The organism is Chromohalobacter marismortui, assembly GCF_004364315.1.
GTDB classification, from domain to species: Bacteria; Pseudomonadota; Gammaproteobacteria; order Pseudomonadales; family Halomonadaceae; genus Chromohalobacter; species Chromohalobacter marismortui.
The window spans coordinates 104,169-120,666 of record NZ_SOBR01000005.1; the positions used below are offsets into that span (position 1 = coordinate 104,169).

Below are 16,498 nucleotides of genomic sequence, written 5' to 3' on the forward strand. Positions count from 1 at the left end.
CAATCAGGAGCATGTCATGCGCGATGGATTTCACTTCTACGAGCCACGCCAGGGCCACGACCTGCCGCACGACCCCTTCAATGCCATCGTCGGGCCCCGCCCCATCGGCTGGATCTCTTCCCAGGACCGCGACGGCCACTTGAACCTGGCGCCCTACAGTTTCTTCAATGCCTTCAATTACACGCCACCGATCGTGGGCTTCTCCAGCATCGGCTACAAGGACAGCGTGCGTAATATCGAGGCGACGGGCGAGTTCTGCTGGCACCTCGCAACCCGAGCACTCGCCGAGCAGATGAATGCAAGCTGCGCGGCCGTAGCGCCCGAGGTCGACGAATTCGCGCTGGCCGGCCTGACGCCGCGTTCCTCCCAAGTCGTCGGGGTCCCGCACGTCGCCGAAGCCCGCGTTGCCTTCGAGTGCCGGCTGAGCCAGGTGGTGCGCCTGCAGGCCGCCGACGGGACGTCGCTCGACACCTGGCTGGTGCTCGGCGAGGTCGTCGGCGTGCATATCGACAAGCAACTGCTTCGCGAAGGCGTTTACCAAACGGCCGCAGCCCACCCCATCCTGCGTGGCGGCGGTCCCGCCGACTACTTCGAGATCAGCGCCGAGCAGAACTTCAAGATGGCGCGCCCGAAATAACGATACCTTCGGCACCGGCGCGCGAATGCCAGCATGTATCGCCGCCCGTGTTGTCCCCTACTTGTTGTTCCATACTGTCAGCGTCCCCGACGTGACATGGGCGACACGACGGGGCGCAGATGGCAACATCCCCGAAACACGACCGTTGACCCTGAAGGAGGCAGACCATGGCAGGCGGATGGTCGAAAGACGGCGCCGTCCAGGAGCAGATCGACAGCACCATCGAGGACGCCCTGGAACGCGCGCGGAGCGAGCTCCCCAGCGGAGAGAGTCTCGCGTACTGCGAAGAATGCGGCGAGGCGATTCCCCAGGCGCGGCGCGAAGCGATAAAGGGCGTGCGCTTGTGCATCGCATGTCAGAGCGAGCGCGACAAGCAGCGCACCGCCGTCAATGGCTACAATCGACGCGGCAGCAAGGACAGTCAGCTGCGCTAGCTACTGTCTGATGCTTCTCCGTCACGCCTGAACTTGCCCGCATGACATCCAGCGAGGCGTGACACTCCACCTCCTGGCCGGGCGCGCGGCTATGTCAGTCCCACCGTTTTCCCTGCCCCCGGCCGGTGGCATTCCTCCGGCTTTTCCCGTTCAAGCGGTGTCTTGCTCGCCGCTCCGGCGCTGGCTGCCGCCTGCATGCGTCCACACCTCTTTCGATCTGTATCCCGGGCCGCCTCCTGCGGTGAGATTATCGTCGGCCATGGCTTCACAAACCTCCTTGAAGATTGTATAAAATATAAAACCTAACAAGATGGAATGAAGGTGGCTTATGAAACGGGTGCATGTCATCGACTCCCACACGGCGGGAGAGCCGACACGGCTGGTCATGGAAGGCATGCCGGCGCTTTCCGGTCGTACCATCGCCGAGAAATGCGACGACTTCCGCGACAACCACGATGCATGGCGGCGGGCCATCATGCTGGAACCGCGTGGGCACGACGTACTGGTCGGCGCGCTGTACTGCGCCCCCGAGTCCAGTGATGCCAGTTGCGGGGTCATCTTCTTCAACAATAACGGCTATCTCGGCATGTGCGGCCACGGCACCATCGGGCTGGTGGCATCACTGCATCATCTGGGGCAGTTGACGCCGGGCTGCCACAAGATCGACACGCCAGCGGGCCCCGTCAGCGCCAAGCTTCACGACGATGGCGCCGTGACCGTGCGCAATGTCCTCTCTTACCGTTATCGCCGCCGGGTCCCCGTCGAGGTGCCGAGCTACGGCACCGTACACGGCGACATCGCCTGGGGCGGCAACTGGTTCTTCCTGGTCAGCGACCACGACATGTCCCTCGAACTCGACAACGTCGAGGCTCTCACCGACTACACCTGGGCCATTCGTCAGGCGCTGGAGGCTCAGTCGATCACCGGGGAAAACGACAGCGTGATCGACCACATCGAACTCTTCTGCGACGACCGCGAGGCCGACAGCCGAAATTTCGTGCTCTGCCCCGGCAAGGCTTATGACCGCTCGCCATGCGGCACCGGCACCAGCGCCAAGCTCGCCTGTCTCGCCGCCGATGGCAAGCTGGCACCGGGGCAGATCTGGACACAGGCGAGCATCTGCGGCAGCCGCTTCGAGGCCTTCTACGAGCGGGAAGGCGATGGCGTTCGTCCTTCGATCAAGGGGCGCGCCCATCTCAGCGCCGATGCCACCCTGCTCATCGATGAGCAGGACCCATTCGCCTGGGGCATCACGCGTCAGTAACCCAACTTCTCTCGACGCTTCAGCGCCGGTCACCACGCTGCGCTGAGGCCACTACATGCAATGGACCAACCTCCGAGGAACAACGATGAACGATGCCATCTTTACCGGTTGCATTCCCGCACTGATGACGCCATGCACCGCCGACCGACAACCGGATTTCGACGCCTTGGTAGCCAAGGGCCGTGAACTGATCGAACTGGGCATGAGCGGCGTGGTGTACTGCGGTTCCATGGGCGACTGGCCGCTGCTGAGCGAAGCGCAACGTCAGGAAGGCGTCGCACGTCTGGTCGAGGCGGGCATCCCGACCATCGTCGGCACCGGAGCGGTCAACTCCAAGGAAGCTGTTTCCCATGCGGCGCATGCGGCCAAGGTCGGCGCTCATGGACTGATGGTCATTCCCCGCGTGCTGTCTCGCGGCACGTCCGCCACCGCGCAGAAGGCGCACTTCTCGGCCATTCTGGATGCCGCGCCCGACCTTCCGGCGGTAATCTACAACAGTCCTCACTACGGCTTCGCCACCCGCGCCGACCTGTTCTTCGCATTGCGCGCCCAGCACGCGAATCTGATCGGTTTCAAGGAGTTCGGCGGCGCCGACGACTTACGTTACGCGGCGGAACACATCACCTCACAGGACGCTGACGTCACCCTGATGGTCGGCGTCGACACCACCGTCTATCACGGCTTCGTCAACTGCGGCGCCACCGGCGCCATCACCGGTATCGGCAACGCCTTGCCCCGCGAAGTGCTGCATCTCGTGACCCTCAGCAAGCAAGCCGCCCAGGGGGATGTGGTCGCGCGCCGTCAGGCCAAGGAGCTCGAAGAAGCACTCGGCGTGCTGTCCTCCTTCGACGAGGGCGCCGACCTGGTCCTCTATTACAAGCACCTGATGGTACTCAATGGCGAACACGAGTATACGCTGCATTTCAACGAGACCGATGCCCTCAGTGATGCCCAGCGACACTACATCGAAACCCAATACGAGCTATTCCGTACCTGGTACGCGAACTGGTCCGCCACCTTGAGCACCACCTGAGGCAACTCCCTGCCTGATACGACGCACTGTCCAACGGCACCCTGGCAGATCGCGTCACTATCTACCGGGAGGTCTGCGACCTCCCGGCTCCCTTTTCGGGTGCAGGAGCCTGCTGCTTCTCAGACGCATGAGATGGCGCCGGTGAGCTCATGTCTTCATCTTGGACATTCACTGCAGTTTGTATACAGTATGCGAAATCCAATCTTCGGCAGAGGCCGACCATGGCAACTTACAAGACACGCGCGCAATTCGTCGCGGATGACCTGCGCGGACGCATACTGGGCGGTGAGTTCAAGGGCGGTACTCAACTGCGACAAGATGCTTTGGCCAGAGATTACGACGTCAGCCGCATCCCCGTCCGTGAAGCCCTGCTGACCCTGGAATCCGAAGGGCTGGTCGAGTTTCATGCCCATCGGGGCGCCTTCACCACCGAGCTTTCCGTGGCCAAGATTCGCGAACTGTTCGATCTGCGCGTACTGCTCGAGACCTACGTTCTGCGCCATGCCATGAATGGCCTCACCGACGCGAATCTGAAAAAGGCCGAAGACATCCTGCTCAAGTACGATGAAGCGCTGAATTCGGGCGGCGATATCGATAACTGGAGCGAGTACAACTTCGCCTTCCACCAGGCGCTGTACGCCCCGGCAGACTTGCCTGAAACGCTGTCGTTGATCAGCCAGTTGAATACCAAGTCCGATCGCTACATTCGTATGCAACTGGTCTATACGCAGGAAATCGAGAAAGCCGAACGAGAGCATCACGGCCTGCTCGAACTAGCCCGCCAACGCGATGCCGACAAGGCCTGCGAATTGTTGAAGACGCATATACAGGAAGCCTGCGAAGGCATCGTCGCGCTTCTGGACGAACGCGCGAAGCAGGCGGAGGCTCCCTAGCGCCGCAGCGCCTACTCTCTCTTCGACGAGCACGTTCATCCCCCGGGCCTCCCTAGGTCCTTGACCTGCCAGCGATGCACCTCCGGGCGCATCGATACTGACGTTCGCTGCTCCCCTCGCCTCCTCCCCAGACGGCCAGACACCCTGCATTTCCTCCTGGCTGTCATTGCGGCTCTCCACTGCCGGCATCGCATTCATGAATCGCGTCACGACTTTGGTCGACGGCTATTGAAGCCGGCATCGACATATCTTATATTTTATACAATCGACAAAGAAAAACACACCACCTGCGAGGAAATCTCCATGGGCTCACAGGATCAGGCCGTCCACGACAATGCCGAGCCGACAGACGTTACCGTCATCGGCGCCGGCGTGATCGGTATCGCCTGCGCCCTCGCGCTGAGTCGCCGAGGCTTGAACGTGATGGTGGTGGACAAGCAGGCACCCGGCATGGGGGCTTCCTTCGGCAACGCGGGTCACATGGCCACCGAGCAGGTCTTTCCCATCGCCGATGCGTCGATCCTCAAACGCCTGCCTGGCATGCTGATGGACCCCATGGGGCCGCTGCGCCTGGACTGGCGCTACCTTCCCAAGGCGCTGCCCTGGTTCACCCGGTTGCTGTCGAATCTCCGTCCAACGCCCTACCAGGCCAGCACCAGCGGGCTACGGGCACTCAACGAGGCGAGCCTCGATGCCTGGCGCCGGCTCCTCGACACGGTCGATGGCGCCCACCTGTTGAAGCAAGACGGCTCCTTCATGGTCTACGAGCGGGAAAGCTCCCTCACCGACCTGCAAACGCTGAAAGCCTGCATGGCAACGCAGGGCGTGCCGGTCGAATCCTGGTCGGGAAACGCCATCCGCAATGTGGCGCCACAACTGTCCGAGTCGATTCACGGCGGCCTGTTCTTTCCTGCGACCGGTCATGTCGTCGACCCGCTCGCAGTCGTCCAGCGTCTGGTGACGGCGGCCAAGTCGGAGGGCGTCACGTTCTGCCAGGACGAAGTCGTCTCCGGCCACGTTCATGCCCAGGGAGTCACGCTCGAGACGACTGCCCTGGGACGGCTCCACTGCCGTCAGGTGCTGGTGGCCTGCGGCGCGCACTCGGCGTCGCTCACCGCCCACCTCACCGGTAAACGAGTACCGCTGGATACCGAGCGCGGTTATCACCTGATGCTACCCGGCGAGCAATCGCGTCTACCCATGGCGGTCACGTCGCTGGAGCGTCGCTTCATCATGACACCGATGTCGGATGGTCTGCGCCTGGCGGGTACCGTCGAGTTCGCAGGTCTCAAGCGACCACCCAACATGGAAAGGGCCTGGCAACTGCATCGCTTGAGTCAGGGGCTTTTCAAGACGCCACTCGATACCACCGAGGCAACGCCCTGGATGGGCTTTCGTCCCTCGCTACCCGACTCATTGCCCGTCATTGATAGCGCGCAAGACAGTCGGGTGTTGCTGGCGTTCGGACACCACCATCTGGGGCTGACCCAGGCCGCGGTAACAGCCGAGATGATCGCTGGGCTGGCAACGCCAGGAACGCCGGGCGCTGGTGCAACCCGGTGCGCTCCATCTACTCACAACCAAGCACTTCCCGAGTTGGCACCCTACCGGCTCGATCGCTTCTAAACGCAATCCCTTCAAGTCAGACAACAAGATCAAAGGAGATATCATGTCCTCATCCAATGCCACTGCAAGGCTACCCAGCATGAGTGAGGTGTTGACGGTCATGGTGGGCTTCATCGCCATCATGTTCCTCAGCATCAATGTGCTCGGGCTGCCCATTCAGCTTGCGCTGTTCGCCTCCTGGTTCCTGGTCATGGCACTAGGCCTGAGGCTCAAGATGTCCTACACCGCCATGCAAGACGGCCTCATCGACGGCATCCACAACGGCATGGAAGCCGTGTTGGTGCTCACCACCGTCGGCGCGCTGATCGGTACCTGGATCGCCGGGGGGATCGTGCCCAGCATCATCTATTACGGGCTGACGGTGATGAACCCGCAGATCTTCCTGTTCGCCGCCTTCGTGATCTGCGCCCTGACCTCACTATCCACCGGTACTTCTTTCGGGACCGCAGGCACCGCCGGGGTGGCCATGATGGGTATCGGTCACAGCTTCGGCATTCCGCTCCCGCTGGTAGCCGGCGCGGTCATCTCCGGTGCTTACGTCGGCGACAAGATGTCGCCGCTATCCGACACCACGGTGATGACCGCCTCGCTGTGCAAGGTCAACCTGATCGACCACATCCGTTCGATGATGACGGTCAGCGCGCTTGCCATACCAGTCGCATCAATTCTGTTTCTGGTCGTCGGGTTCTTCTATATCAACGTGGATATGGACACCTCGCGCGCCACCGTCGCCATGCAAGCGCTCGAGACCAACTTCACCATCACTCCTTGGCTACTGCTGCCGGCGGTCATCGTGATCGGACTGCTGACCCGCCGCTATCCGGCGATTCCAGTCATCACCTTCGGCGCGGTCCTGGGCAGCATCTGTGCCTGGTGGGCCCAAGGTGTCGGCCCCATCGATGCCATTCGCATCGCCTATGTGGGCAATGACATGCACTCCGAGGTGGAGTTTCTCAACACGCTGCTCAACCGCGGCGGTATCGAATCCATGCTCGGTGTCGTGGCACTGATTCTGTTTGCCTTGGGCCTCGGTGGCCTGATGAGCCAGGTGGGCATCCTCAAGACCATCAGCAATGGTTTTCTGCGCTGGGCCAGCAACCCGGGCCGCTTGACGGTATCGACCATGCTGGGTGGCTTTTTCGGTAACTTCTTCGGCGGCGCAGCCTATGTGTCACTCATCACCGCCAGCACCATCACCGAGAAGAACTATGACGATCAGGGCGTGGATCGGCGAGTGCTCTCGCGCAATACCGAAGCCGGCGGCACCATCACCACCCCCATGGTGCCCTGGACCGACGGCGGTGTCTTCATGGCCACCACCCTCGGTGTCTCGACCATGGCCTATCTTCCCTTCCTTTGGTACCACATGCTGGTGATCGCGATCTCGATATTCTATGGCTATGCCAACATCGCCATCTGGCGGACTCAGCCCCAGGCTGACAGTCAAGGCAGCGCCAACGCGCGGCAGAGCTTCCAAGCCTCCTAGCACGGCACCGATAGTTCTCTCATCACCCGACAAGCCCTGCCCCGTGCAGGGCTTGTCAGTCGCGTGGGGCTTTCCACTGCCCGATCGTTGGCTCATGGGCCACGCACCCTGCGTGATACACTGACGCCACTTTCGTATCCGCAACGCAGGACGCCCACATGTCCCTCGACGATCTTCACCTCAATCTTCGCAACCTGACGCCCGAGGACTATCCGCAGCTCAAGACGCTGATGGACCGCGTCTATCATGATATCGGCGGCGCGTGGCCAAAACGCACCATCGAGCGCTTGATCAGCGAGTTCCCCGACGGACAGATTGCCATCGAGGATGATCAAACCCTGGTCGGCGTGGCCTTGACCGCCCGCGTCGACTATGAAGAGTTTTCCAACCCGCACCGCTACGACGATCTGATGGACCAGCGGGAGATCATTCTCAACGCTCCCGAGGGCGACGCCATGTATGGCCTGGACGTGTTGATCGATCCGGCCTATCGCGGTTATCGGCTCGGCCGGCGCCTCTACGAAGCCCGCAAGGATCTGTGTAAATCCTTGAATATGCGCGCCATCCTCGCCGGCGGACGGATTCCCAACTATCACCAGTACGCCAACGAAATGTCGCCGGCCGAGTACCTGGATCAGGTCTCGCGCAAGGAGATACACGACCCCATCCTCTCCTTCCAGCTGGCCAACGACTTCCAGGTCAAGCGACTGCTGCGCAAGTATCTGCCGGAGGATGAAAAATCCCAGGGCTACGCGACCCTGCTCGAGTGGAACAACATCCTTTTCGAGCCTGCAGAGTCGGTACTCGACACGCGCAAGACCCAGGTGCGTGTGGGCGCGGTGCAGTGGCAAATGCGCGAGTTCTCCTCGGTGGAGGCGGTGCTGCAACAGGCCGAATACTTCATCGATGCACTGTCCGATTACCAAAGTGACTTCGCGGTCTTTCCGGAGCTCTTCAACGCGCCACTGATGGGCCTGCAGGATCGTGCCGCGCAACAGGACCAGATCGCCGCCATTCGCTTTCTGGCCGGCTTCACCGAACATTTCAAGACCGAGCTGTCGCGCATGGCGGTGTCCTACAACATCAACATCATCGCCGGCTCGATGATCGAGGAACACGACGACGGGCATCTCTACAATATCTCCTATCTCTTCCACCGCGACGGCGACATCGAGGCCCAGGCCAAACTGCACATCACGCCTCAGGAGCGACGCGATTGGATCATCGAGGGCGGCGATGACCTACGCGTCTTCGACACCGATGCCGGGCGGATCGGCATTCTGATCTGCTACGACGTCGAGTTCCCGGAGCTCTCGCGGCTGCTCGCCGATCAGGACATGGACATTCTCTTCGTGCCGTTCTGGACCGATACCAAGAACGGCTACCTGCGCGTGCGCCATTGCTCTCAGGCCCGCGCCATCGAAAACGAATGCTATGTGGTGCTGTGCGGCAGCGTCGGTAACGTGCCGTCGATCGAGAACATGGAGATTCAGTACGCGCAGTCCTCGGTGTTCTCGCCTTCGGATTTCGCCTTCCCCCACGATGCGGTACTGGCCGAGACCACCCCCAACACCGAGATGATCATGTTCTCGGATCTCGACCTGACCCGCCTCACGGTGGTGCGCAACGAAGGCTCGGTGACCAATCTGAAAGATCGCCGCCAGGACCTGTTCGACCTGCGCTGGCGCGACTGGTCGTGGAAATCGGGCTCGCGTCAGGACGACGCCTGAGCCGAGACGCTGCCGGCAAACGGCGAGAAGGAGCCCAGTCATGAAATGGTGGAACGCCTGGCGCAGCGAGCGTCATCCCTTCCCCGCCGAGGCCTGGGCCGAAGGTCTCGCGCGGGTGCCGCTGTTGCAGGCGCTTCCCGAGGAGGATGTCCGACGCCTCGGCGAACGCGCCTGGTCCTTTCTGCGTCGCAAGCGACTTGCGCTGTTCGACGACGAACTGTTCGACCTGCCCGCACGCCTGGCCCTGGTCGCCCAGGCGTGCCTGATGACGCTTCACTGGTCGGAAGACGAGGCCCGTGACGCCTTCGCCAACGTCCACGAGGTACGCGTGCTGCCGGAGGCCTTCCGCCGCAAGGTCGAGGAAATGGACGAGGCGGGCGTGATCCACGAATACGAGGACGAACGCGTCGGCGAGACCTGGCATCAGGGGCCCATCGTCCTGGCATTGTCGGACATTCAGGAAAGCGGCGACTGGGGCGGCTTCAACGTCATCATCCACGAGTTCGCCCACAAGCTGGACATGGGCAACTCGCTGGACGCCGACGGCTTCCCGCCCTTGCCGCGCGCTATCGATGCCCGAGACTGGCACCGCGTCTTCACCGGCGTCTGGGACGACCTTCAGGCGCACCTGGCGCGCGGCGAGGCGCCGCCCATCGACGATTACGCCGCCAGCCATCCCGGCGAATGCTTCGCGGTCTGCTGCGAGTACTTCTTCACCGCACCGGACATCCTCGACGCCGCCTATCCCGAGCTTTACGCACTGCTCGCGCGTTACTTCCGGCAGCAGCCGCTACAACGTTGCCCATCCCACTGAATGCTTACTGAATGGTCCGGGCCCGCTCGTAAAGCGCTGGGCCCGCCTCGCTGCGTTTGTCGCTTTCGCCGCTGCCATCTTCCGTGCCGTTCTCGCGACGCTCACCATCGTCATCGACCACGGCGGAGAGCGTTTCCAACGGTGACGTCACCAAGTTTTCGAGCGCCTCGCGGATCGCCTGACCGATCACACTGCCAAAATCCACTGCGCTGGGCTCATCGAGGGGTAGGTGCATGGGAATATCGAGCTCGATCACCCCGTCTTCGCTCTTCAGTACGTCGAGCAGGGTCTTGAGCGGCAGGTCGGTGGCCGAGGCATTGACCTCCTCGCCGAGCTCGAGCCGATGCAGCACGACATGATTCTTGGCGATCAAGCGGCCTTGCACGAGCCGATAATCGAGATTCAGTGTCGCTTGGCCACCTTCGACAGCATACCCACCGAACTTGCGAAGATAGGGGGCAAAGGTTTCGAGATCGAGACGCTCGAAATGCAGATTCAGATTGCCGTTCAGGGCGTCGCTGAGAGGGTCGAAGGCCCCCTCGATACGCAGTGGCGAGCCGTCGGACACCTGTCCCTCGAGCAACAACTGGCCATCACCCGCTTGCGCGGAATTGATCGCCTGCCACTTGCCATTGAGTGCCGAGAAATCGATCTCGAAGGGGCGTGGCAAGTGACGATCCGTGAAGGCCACCGCGCCACGTTCGATGATCAAGGTATCGAACGTGTAGCGTATGCCGGTGCCTTCAGACCCACCGCCCGTTTGCTGCGGCGGGCGCCAGACATCGAGATTGGTGTCGAGTTGCTCGTCGATCGTCACCTCAAGCCAAGGGGCCGCAAGCGATATTTGCTCGACGATGAGCTCAGGCTGTGCACTGGTGAACGTCAGCCCCGTGATGGAGACGCGCTCGGCGCGGGCGACCGGCTCATCCGTTGCAGGGTCACGCATCTCGAGTCCTGCAATCTCGCCCTGACCGTGGATACGCGTACCAGTGTCGCTGGCACGGCCCGCACGCAATCGAATCTGCGCGCCTAGCGAACCCGCCGCCGGCGCGGCGCGAACGACCTGCGCCAGATAGCCCGACAGCGTCGTCAGCGGTACCTGGTCCGCGTCGAGCTCGATATCCAGCGTCCATGGCGCGAACCCCATCTCGCCGTTGCCTTTCAGAGTACCGCCATTCCATTTCGCCTGGCCTTGCAGGGTGAAGGGCCGATCATCGCGATTGTCATAATCGCGTGCCTCCAGATCGAGACGTTGCAGGCTCAGCGTCAGCGGCTCGTCAAGGCGTCGATTGATCCAGTCCAGCCGGCCATCGCTGACGGTGAGCCGGGTGATGCGCAGCGGCATCGCTTCCCCACTGCCGGTGCCGCCGAAGAGCTTGACCAGATTCCATTCCCCGCTCGCGCGCCAGATCAGTTGTAGCCGCGGTGCTGTTAGATCGATCCGCTCGAAACGCCAGCCAGGCTCGAACAGCGAATGCCAGTCGAGGATCGCCACCACCCGGCGACTCGAGAATACCGGCGTGTCGGCCTGACCGGCGATACGCAGTCCGTCGAGCGTCACTTGGTGGCGCCACGGCGTGAGGGTGACGTCATCGATGGTGACCTGGCGACCGCTACGCTCGGTCAGTGCCTGACTGAGGCGCTGATCGATATACGCCGGCAACGCCCACAGCCAGGCGATCAGCAAGAGCAGCACCAGCGCCGCCAGCATACTCAGTGCTATGCCAAGGCGACGCTGGCGCGCCGAAGGTGCCGTGCTGCGATGGGAGTGCGGCATACCGTTTCCCGCTTTGTCGGATCATGGATGAAGGCGCATCCAGACAGTCGAAAACGCCCCCCAGTCTGAGCACCTTCTCGACGGGTTGGCACGTGATTTCCGGCGTCAGGGTGGCTGAGCATATCTCGCCGAGATCATCTCACCAGGCGTTCGGCCAGTTCACCGATATCGCTCACCGTCATGTCGGGCTCATCGCCCCAAGGGTCGAAGGGCGCCTCCGCGCTGCGACGTACCCAGGCCGCGTGCAAGCCGGCATACTTGGCGCCGATGATGTCGAAGGAATTGCTGGAAATCAGCCAGGTATCGGCAGCGTGCGACTCGGTGCATTGGCGCAGGTAGGCGTACACGGCGGGGTCGGGCTTGAAGCGCTTGATGGCGTCGACGCTGACGATGGCGTCGAACCGCTCGCGCAGGCCCGCCTGGGTCAGCAAGCCGGTCACCGCTTCCTGGGTACCATTGGAAAATGCCACGCAGCGCATGCCGGCATCGCTCAAGCGGGCCAACCCCGCCGCGACATCGGAAAACGCCGGCAAGCGCCCATAAAGCGCCATCAACCGATCCTTGGCGACCTCCGAAAGCTGGCTGCCCATGGCACGGTCGGTGAATTCCAACGCATCGCGCGTGCAATCGGCGAAGCTCGCATAGGCCCCCATCAGCGAACGGCGGAAGGCAAATTCGAGTTGTTTATCCCGCCAACGTTGCGAAAAAGGCAACGCCATGTCGGTATCGCCCAATTCCTTGTTCAAGGCTTCCACGACACCGTGGGTATCGATCAAGGTGCCGTAGACATCGAAAGCCAACACACGCTTATTCATATGTCGTCCTTATCACGCTTCTCTCAGTGGGTGACGCAACATCCTGACTCCTCCCAGATTGGTCGTTTTTGCAAGCCACGACAAGCGGATTGACACCCGCAAACATGACAGCGCGGGCGCATCGACGCACAATGGAGGACGATACGCTGGCAGGCGCTGCCGGCATGCACGAATCCGGTCAACGAGGCGACGAATTTCCCATGGCATTCAAGGTATACGTAGACGGTCAGGAAGGCACCACGGGGCTGCGGCTGCTGGATTATCTCGAGGCACGCGAGGATATCGAACTGCTGCGCATCGATAGCGACAAGCGCAAGGATGCCACCGAACGCGCACGCCTGCTCAACGCCGCCGATGTGGCCTTTCTGTGCCTGCCCGATGCCGCTTCTCGCGAGGCCGCGGCGCTGCTCGACAACCCAGACACCTGCCTGATCGATGCCAGCACGGCCTTTCGCACCGATGCCGAGTGGACCTATGGGCTTCCCGAACTGACGCCGGGCCAGCGTGACGCCATTCGCGACAGCAAGCGCATCGCCAATCCGGGCTGCCATGCCAGTGCCTTCATCATGCTCACCCGGCCGCTGGTCGAGGCCGGCCTGTTGCCCACCGACACGCCGCTGACGGCCCATTCGATCACCGGTTACAGCGGCGGCGGCAAGAAGCTGATCGCCGAGTACGAGGCCGGTCATGACGACCGCCTGGCCGCCCCGCGCCCCTACGCCATGGGGCTGACCCACAAGCACCTGCCGGAGATGCGCGTGCACGGTGGGCTCGAGCGCGCCCCGGTTTTCCTGCCGATCGTCGGCCCCTTCCTCAAGGGCCTCTCGGTGACGATTCCCCTGCATGTCGACCAGCTTAGCCCCGGCACCACGGCGGAGGCGCTGCGCAAGGCATACGCCGATCATTACGCGGGCGAGACCTTCGTCCGCGTCATGCCCCTCGAGGATCCGGCCAATCTCGATGGCGGCTTCTTCGAGGTGCAGGGCTGCAACGATACCAACCGGGTCGACCTGTTCGTGTTCGGCAACCATGAGCAGGTTTCACTCGTCGCTCGGCTGGACAACCTCGGCAAGGGCGCCGCCGGTGCCGCGGTGCAGAGCATGAACCTGCACCTGGGCCTAGACGAGGCCAGCGGCCTCTCGGCATGACCCCCTCGACTCAGTGCTCGGCGCGCGGGACACCGTGCGCCGCTCGCGCCGCCTTACATCGCATGCTTGATACCCCGGTCGATCAATAACCAGTTGGCCGGATAGGACGTCGCGAAGCCGATCAGCATGGCGATCTGCATCATGAACCAGAACGTCACCGAGAAAGCGTTCATCTCGCCCATCCAGCCATGAATGGCGATCAGCATCCAGACGTACATGCCGGCCTGAAAGGCGATCAGCGAGAGCGTATCCGCCTTGATGGCATCGATCAGGGCCTTGCGTGGGCCGCTATCGCTCATGCCCCGAATCGGCAAGTATTGGAATAAGATGCCGAAGAGATACGCCCCGATGAAGGCCAGCACGAAGTGGCCCAACGTCGCCGACCCAAGCAGGGCGAACCCGGTCAGCGTCGCCAGCGGCGCAGTGACGACATCGCCTGCGGTGCAACCGCCCCCGCAGTGCGTGGCCGACACGAAAACGCCCTGCCACTTGGGCTTGTCACCATGATGGTGATGCGCATGACCATGGCCGTGACCATGATGCTCTTCATCGCCCGCCGAGGGTGCAGCGCGCCCCATTTTCGCATACGCCCACCAGCCTACGATCGGCATATACAGGCCGGTGACCGGCCACGTCACGTTCATGATCGTCATCGGCTGCGGACGTTTGGCCACATCCAGTGCTATGGCCAATGCCGTGGCTACGCCCAGCGCGATGAATAGCCAGGAAACGAGGGTCAACATGCGACAACTCCTTGTCCGTGTTGAAATAAAAGCGTGCCCCCTAGGTATAGGGAATGATCGCGCCTGACTCAACCTGATTCCCGCCCATAGGTTGGTGGGCAAGGCGCGATATCACGACTCGCTAGGGCGCTATCCGCGTGTACGCGTCCCGCTCCGCAGCGCCAGACGAGACCACCCGCCAGCCCCACGCAAGCCATGCCCAGCACGGTGGGCATGTCGGGGGGCGCTTCGAACAACCACCAGCTCCATCCCGCCGCAAAGACGAGATAGGCATAGTCGAACACGCCGATCAGCGCGGCCGGGGCTATTTGATAGGCCTTGGCCACCGTGCTGCTGGCCAGCACGAACAGCACCGCCAGGCCACCGAGCACTCCCCAGGTAGCGGGCGCCACGGATTGCCAGGGCAACGTCAGAAAGGACGTCGTGTGCACGGGGACTCCGGCGAACAACGTCACGCCAATACATCCTGCGACGCCCATGCCCAAAAACCCCACGTTCAAGGCCCCGGACAGCACCAGTGGCGCTTCGTCGCGACAATGAACACGCGTCACCACACAAGCCAGCGCATAACACACCGCCGCCAGCAGCGGCAGGACCACCGTGGGCGTGAAATGCGACGTCCCCGGGCGCAATATCAACACCACGCCGGCAAATCCCAGGGCAATCCCCCACCAGCCCCCAGCCGACAAGCGTTCACCGGCCCACCAGGCAGCGAACAAGGCAATGAACAGCGGCGAGGTGTACAACGCCACCGCCGCCATGGAGAGCGTCAACGTTGGCAGCGCGGCATAGAAGGTCAACCACATGGCCATCAAAAGGCCGGTTCTGACCAGCACCCAACGGTGCCGCAGAGCTCGCCCCAGACGCATCACACCACGCCTTCCAAGCAACACCCCCAAAAGCGGCGACGCCAACAGCGCACGCAGCATGTACAACTGCCAAACACCCACGTCATCGCTGATATACTTAACCAGTGCGTCGGCCATCGAGAGACAGAAGACCGAGACGACGATACAACCGAGGCCTTGCCATTCTGAGGCTCGTGTCCCCATTATCGGCTTCATGGACGTTCTCCCTGAGCAAGAAGCCGCTCAAGGGTGCGCGTCCCAGGCATGCACGACAAACGAGTTATACGTCACTTTCCATGAGCTGTGGTTATGAATCGCATATGAACCGTCTAGGCAAGGCCTTGCCTCCACTCGCCAGCCTGATGCCCTTCGAGGCTGCTGCGCGTCTGGAAAGCTTCTCGCGTGCCGCCGATGAGCTGCATCTCACCCAGGCCGCCGTCAGCCGCCAGATTCGCGCGCTGGAGGAAAACCTCGGCGTAGCGTTATTCGAGCGTCGCAACCGGGGTGTCTTCCTCACCGCCGCCGGTCGCGAATTCGGTCGCACGGTGAGTACCGCATTGGAGAGCGTCGCAACGCATGCCAATACCTTGCGAGAGGAAGTGCATGACGGTGTGGTGGTGCTCTTCTGCCAGCTCTGCGAGGCTTTCTACTGGGTCATGCCACGTCTCGCCGCGTTCAACCGGCAGCATCCGGACATCGAGGTACGTCTCGTCACCTCGACGCGCCCGGTAGTCGAGCATCACGATTATTTCGATGTCGCGCTACAGACCAGCGGGCGTCCCAGCGGCAGCCACGCGCTGTCCTTCACCGCCTCCGACGAGATCTTTCCGATTTGCAGCCCCGACTATTTCGCCGCACAGCCCGCTCCCATCACGCTGACGAACCTCACCGAGCACCGTCTACTCCACCATCGGGCAGACACACCGGACTGGTTCGAGTGGGATAGTTGGCTACGCGCCATGGGGCACGCTGTCCCCATCCTGGGAAACGGCATGATCTTCAATAGTTATCCGCTCGTCCTCCAGGCGGCACTTGCCGGGCACGGTATCGCCCTGGGCTGGCGGCGCACGGCCGAGCGCCTGGTGCAAAACGGCCAACTCGTGCGCCCGATCGATGCCTCACTGCCGCTCAGCGACGCGCTCTCAGTGTATACACGACAAGGCGCGCGATCACGGGTGGAAACGCTGGCACTGCTGGACTGGCTGCAGCACGAGTTTCACGCCGATCATGGCGGTGAGAGCGCCTTCTAA

At 62.3% G+C, this 16,498-nt stretch carries 15 protein-coding genes; 11 read left to right on the forward strand and 4 right to left on the reverse strand.

Annotated elements, in window-relative coordinates:
• The first annotated feature begins 16 nt into the window (after nucleotides 1-16).
• The 9 genes from C8E00_RS12200 to C8E00_RS12240 all read left to right on the forward strand — a co-directional run bounded on the left by C8E00_RS12200 (nucleotide 17) and on the right by C8E00_RS12240 (nucleotide 9,917).
• Nucleotides 17-637, forward strand: coding sequence for a flavin reductase family protein (locus C8E00_RS12200; protein WP_133697795.1), 621 nt, complete (start codon nucleotides 17-19; stop codon nucleotides 635-637).
• Between the two features lie 167 nt (nucleotides 638-804).
• A complete protein-coding gene (locus C8E00_RS12205; RefSeq protein WP_133697796.1) occupies nucleotides 805-1,071 on the forward strand; it encodes a DksA/TraR family C4-type zinc finger protein in 267 nt (88 codons plus the stop codon).
• A gap of 328 nt (nucleotides 1,072-1,399) precedes the next feature.
• The gene (locus tag C8E00_RS12210) at nucleotides 1,400-2,335 is read left to right on the forward strand and encodes a 4-hydroxyproline epimerase (RefSeq protein WP_133697797.1); all 936 of its coding nucleotides are present in this window, start codon (nucleotides 1,400-1,402) and stop codon (nucleotides 2,333-2,335) included.
• Nucleotides 2,336-2,420: 85 nt separating this feature from the next.
• Nucleotides 2,421-3,368 carry a dihydrodipicolinate synthase family protein gene (locus C8E00_RS12215; protein WP_133697798.1) on the forward strand — a complete coding sequence of 316 codons (948 nt, stop codon included), beginning with the start codon at nucleotides 2,421-2,423 and terminating at the stop codon, nucleotides 3,366-3,368.
• A gap of 221 nt (nucleotides 3,369-3,589) precedes the next feature.
• Nucleotides 3,590-4,261, forward strand: a complete 672-nt coding sequence (locus C8E00_RS12220; protein ID WP_133697799.1) for a GntR family transcriptional regulator — start codon at nucleotides 3,590-3,592, stop codon at nucleotides 4,259-4,261.
• A 303-nt stretch (nucleotides 4,262-4,564) separates the two neighbouring features.
• Nucleotides 4,565-5,887, forward strand: coding sequence for an NAD(P)/FAD-dependent oxidoreductase (locus tag C8E00_RS12225; RefSeq protein WP_133697800.1), 1,323 nt, complete (start codon nucleotides 4,565-4,567; stop codon nucleotides 5,885-5,887).
• Nucleotides 5,888-5,930: 43 nt separating this feature from the next.
• The gene (gene nhaC / locus C8E00_RS12230) at nucleotides 5,931-7,373 is read left to right on the forward strand and encodes a Na+/H+ antiporter NhaC (RefSeq protein WP_133697801.1); all 1,443 of its coding nucleotides are present in this window, start codon (nucleotides 5,931-5,933) and stop codon (nucleotides 7,371-7,373) included.
• A 158-nt stretch (nucleotides 7,374-7,531) separates the two neighbouring features.
• Nucleotides 7,532-9,103, forward strand: coding sequence for a carbon-nitrogen hydrolase family protein (locus tag C8E00_RS12235; protein WP_133697802.1), 1,572 nt, complete (start codon nucleotides 7,532-7,534; stop codon nucleotides 9,101-9,103).
• A 40-nt stretch (nucleotides 9,104-9,143) separates the two neighbouring features.
• Complete coding sequence (locus C8E00_RS12240; RefSeq protein WP_133697803.1) at nucleotides 9,144-9,917, forward strand: M90 family metallopeptidase; 774 nt, start codon at nucleotides 9,144-9,146, stop codon at nucleotides 9,915-9,917.
• A 4-nt stretch (nucleotides 9,918-9,921) separates the two neighbouring features.
• On the opposite strand, the gene C8E00_RS12245 is transcribed toward C8E00_RS12240, so the two are convergent.
• Together C8E00_RS12245 and C8E00_RS12250 are read right to left on the reverse strand one after the other, a co-directional pair.
• Nucleotides 9,922-11,694, reverse strand: a complete 1,773-nt coding sequence (locus C8E00_RS12245) for a DUF748 domain-containing protein (RefSeq protein ID WP_133697804.1) — start codon at nucleotides 11,692-11,694, stop codon at nucleotides 9,922-9,924.
• A 134-nt stretch (nucleotides 11,695-11,828) separates the two neighbouring features.
• Nucleotides 11,829-12,509 (reverse strand): haloacid dehalogenase type II, encoded by a 681-nt coding sequence (locus tag C8E00_RS12250; protein WP_133697805.1) that lies wholly within the window; start codon nucleotides 12,507-12,509, stop codon nucleotides 11,829-11,831.
• A gap of 200 nt (nucleotides 12,510-12,709) precedes the next feature.
• Here C8E00_RS12250 and argC point away from each other — a divergent pair, with 200 nt between their 5' ends.
• Entirely contained in the window at nucleotides 12,710-13,657 is a 948-nt protein-coding gene (gene argC / locus C8E00_RS12255) for an N-acetyl-gamma-glutamyl-phosphate reductase (RefSeq protein WP_133697806.1), read from the forward strand.
• Nucleotides 13,658-13,710: 53 nt separating this feature from the next.
• On the opposite strand, the gene C8E00_RS12260 is transcribed toward argC, so the two are convergent.
• Nucleotides 13,711-14,400, reverse strand: a complete 690-nt coding sequence (locus C8E00_RS12260; protein ID WP_133697807.1) for a DUF4396 domain-containing protein — start codon at nucleotides 14,398-14,400, stop codon at nucleotides 13,711-13,713.
• A 68-nt stretch (nucleotides 14,401-14,468) separates the two neighbouring features.
• Nucleotides 14,469-15,464: a DMT family transporter gene (locus C8E00_RS12265; RefSeq protein WP_133697808.1), complete on the reverse strand. Its 996-nt coding sequence runs from the start codon at nucleotides 15,462-15,464 to the stop codon at nucleotides 14,469-14,471.
• A gap of 104 nt (nucleotides 15,465-15,568) precedes the next feature.
• Here C8E00_RS12265 and C8E00_RS12270 point away from each other — a divergent pair, with 104 nt between their 5' ends.
• Nucleotides 15,569-16,498 (forward strand): LysR substrate-binding domain-containing protein, encoded by a 930-nt coding sequence (locus C8E00_RS12270; protein ID WP_133697809.1) that lies wholly within the window; start codon nucleotides 15,569-15,571, stop codon nucleotides 16,496-16,498.

Coding starts and splice junctions, on each gene's coding strand:
- C8E00_RS12270 (WP_133697809.1), top strand. CDS start 15,569: ATGAACCGTCTAGGCAAGGCCTTGCCTCCACTCGCCAGCCTGATGCCC.
- C8E00_RS12210 (WP_133697797.1), top strand. CDS start 1,400: ATGAAACGGGTGCATGTCATCGACTCCCACACGGCGGGAGAGCCGACA.
- C8E00_RS12225 (WP_133697800.1), top strand. CDS start 4,565: ATGGGCTCACAGGATCAGGCCGTCCACGACAATGCCGAGCCGACAGAC.
- C8E00_RS12235 (WP_133697802.1), top strand. CDS start 7,532: ATGTCCCTCGACGATCTTCACCTCAATCTTCGCAACCTGACGCCCGAG.
- C8E00_RS12260 (WP_133697807.1), bottom strand. CDS start 14,400: ATGTTGACCCTCGTTTCCTGGCTATTCATCGCGCTGGGCGTAGCCACG.
- C8E00_RS12245 (WP_133697804.1), bottom strand. CDS start 11,694: ATGCCGCACTCCCATCGCAGCACGGCACCTTCGGCGCGCCAGCGTCGC.
- C8E00_RS12240 (WP_133697803.1), top strand. CDS start 9,144: ATGAAATGGTGGAACGCCTGGCGCAGCGAGCGTCATCCCTTCCCCGCC.
- argC (WP_133697806.1), top strand. CDS start 12,710: ATGGCATTCAAGGTATACGTAGACGGTCAGGAAGGCACCACGGGGCTG.
- C8E00_RS12205 (WP_133697796.1), top strand. CDS start 805: ATGGCAGGCGGATGGTCGAAAGACGGCGCCGTCCAGGAGCAGATCGAC.
- nhaC (WP_133697801.1), top strand. CDS start 5,931: ATGTCCTCATCCAATGCCACTGCAAGGCTACCCAGCATGAGTGAGGTG.
- C8E00_RS12265 (WP_133697808.1), bottom strand. CDS start 15,464: ATGAAGCCGATAATGGGGACACGAGCCTCAGAATGGCAAGGCCTCGGT.
- C8E00_RS12200 (WP_133697795.1), top strand. CDS start 17: ATGCGCGATGGATTTCACTTCTACGAGCCACGCCAGGGCCACGACCTG.
- C8E00_RS12220 (WP_133697799.1), top strand. CDS start 3,590: ATGGCAACTTACAAGACACGCGCGCAATTCGTCGCGGATGACCTGCGC.
- C8E00_RS12250 (WP_133697805.1), bottom strand. CDS start 12,509: ATGAATAAGCGTGTGTTGGCTTTCGATGTCTACGGCACCTTGATCGAT.
- C8E00_RS12215 (WP_133697798.1), top strand. CDS start 2,421: ATGAACGATGCCATCTTTACCGGTTGCATTCCCGCACTGATGACGCCA.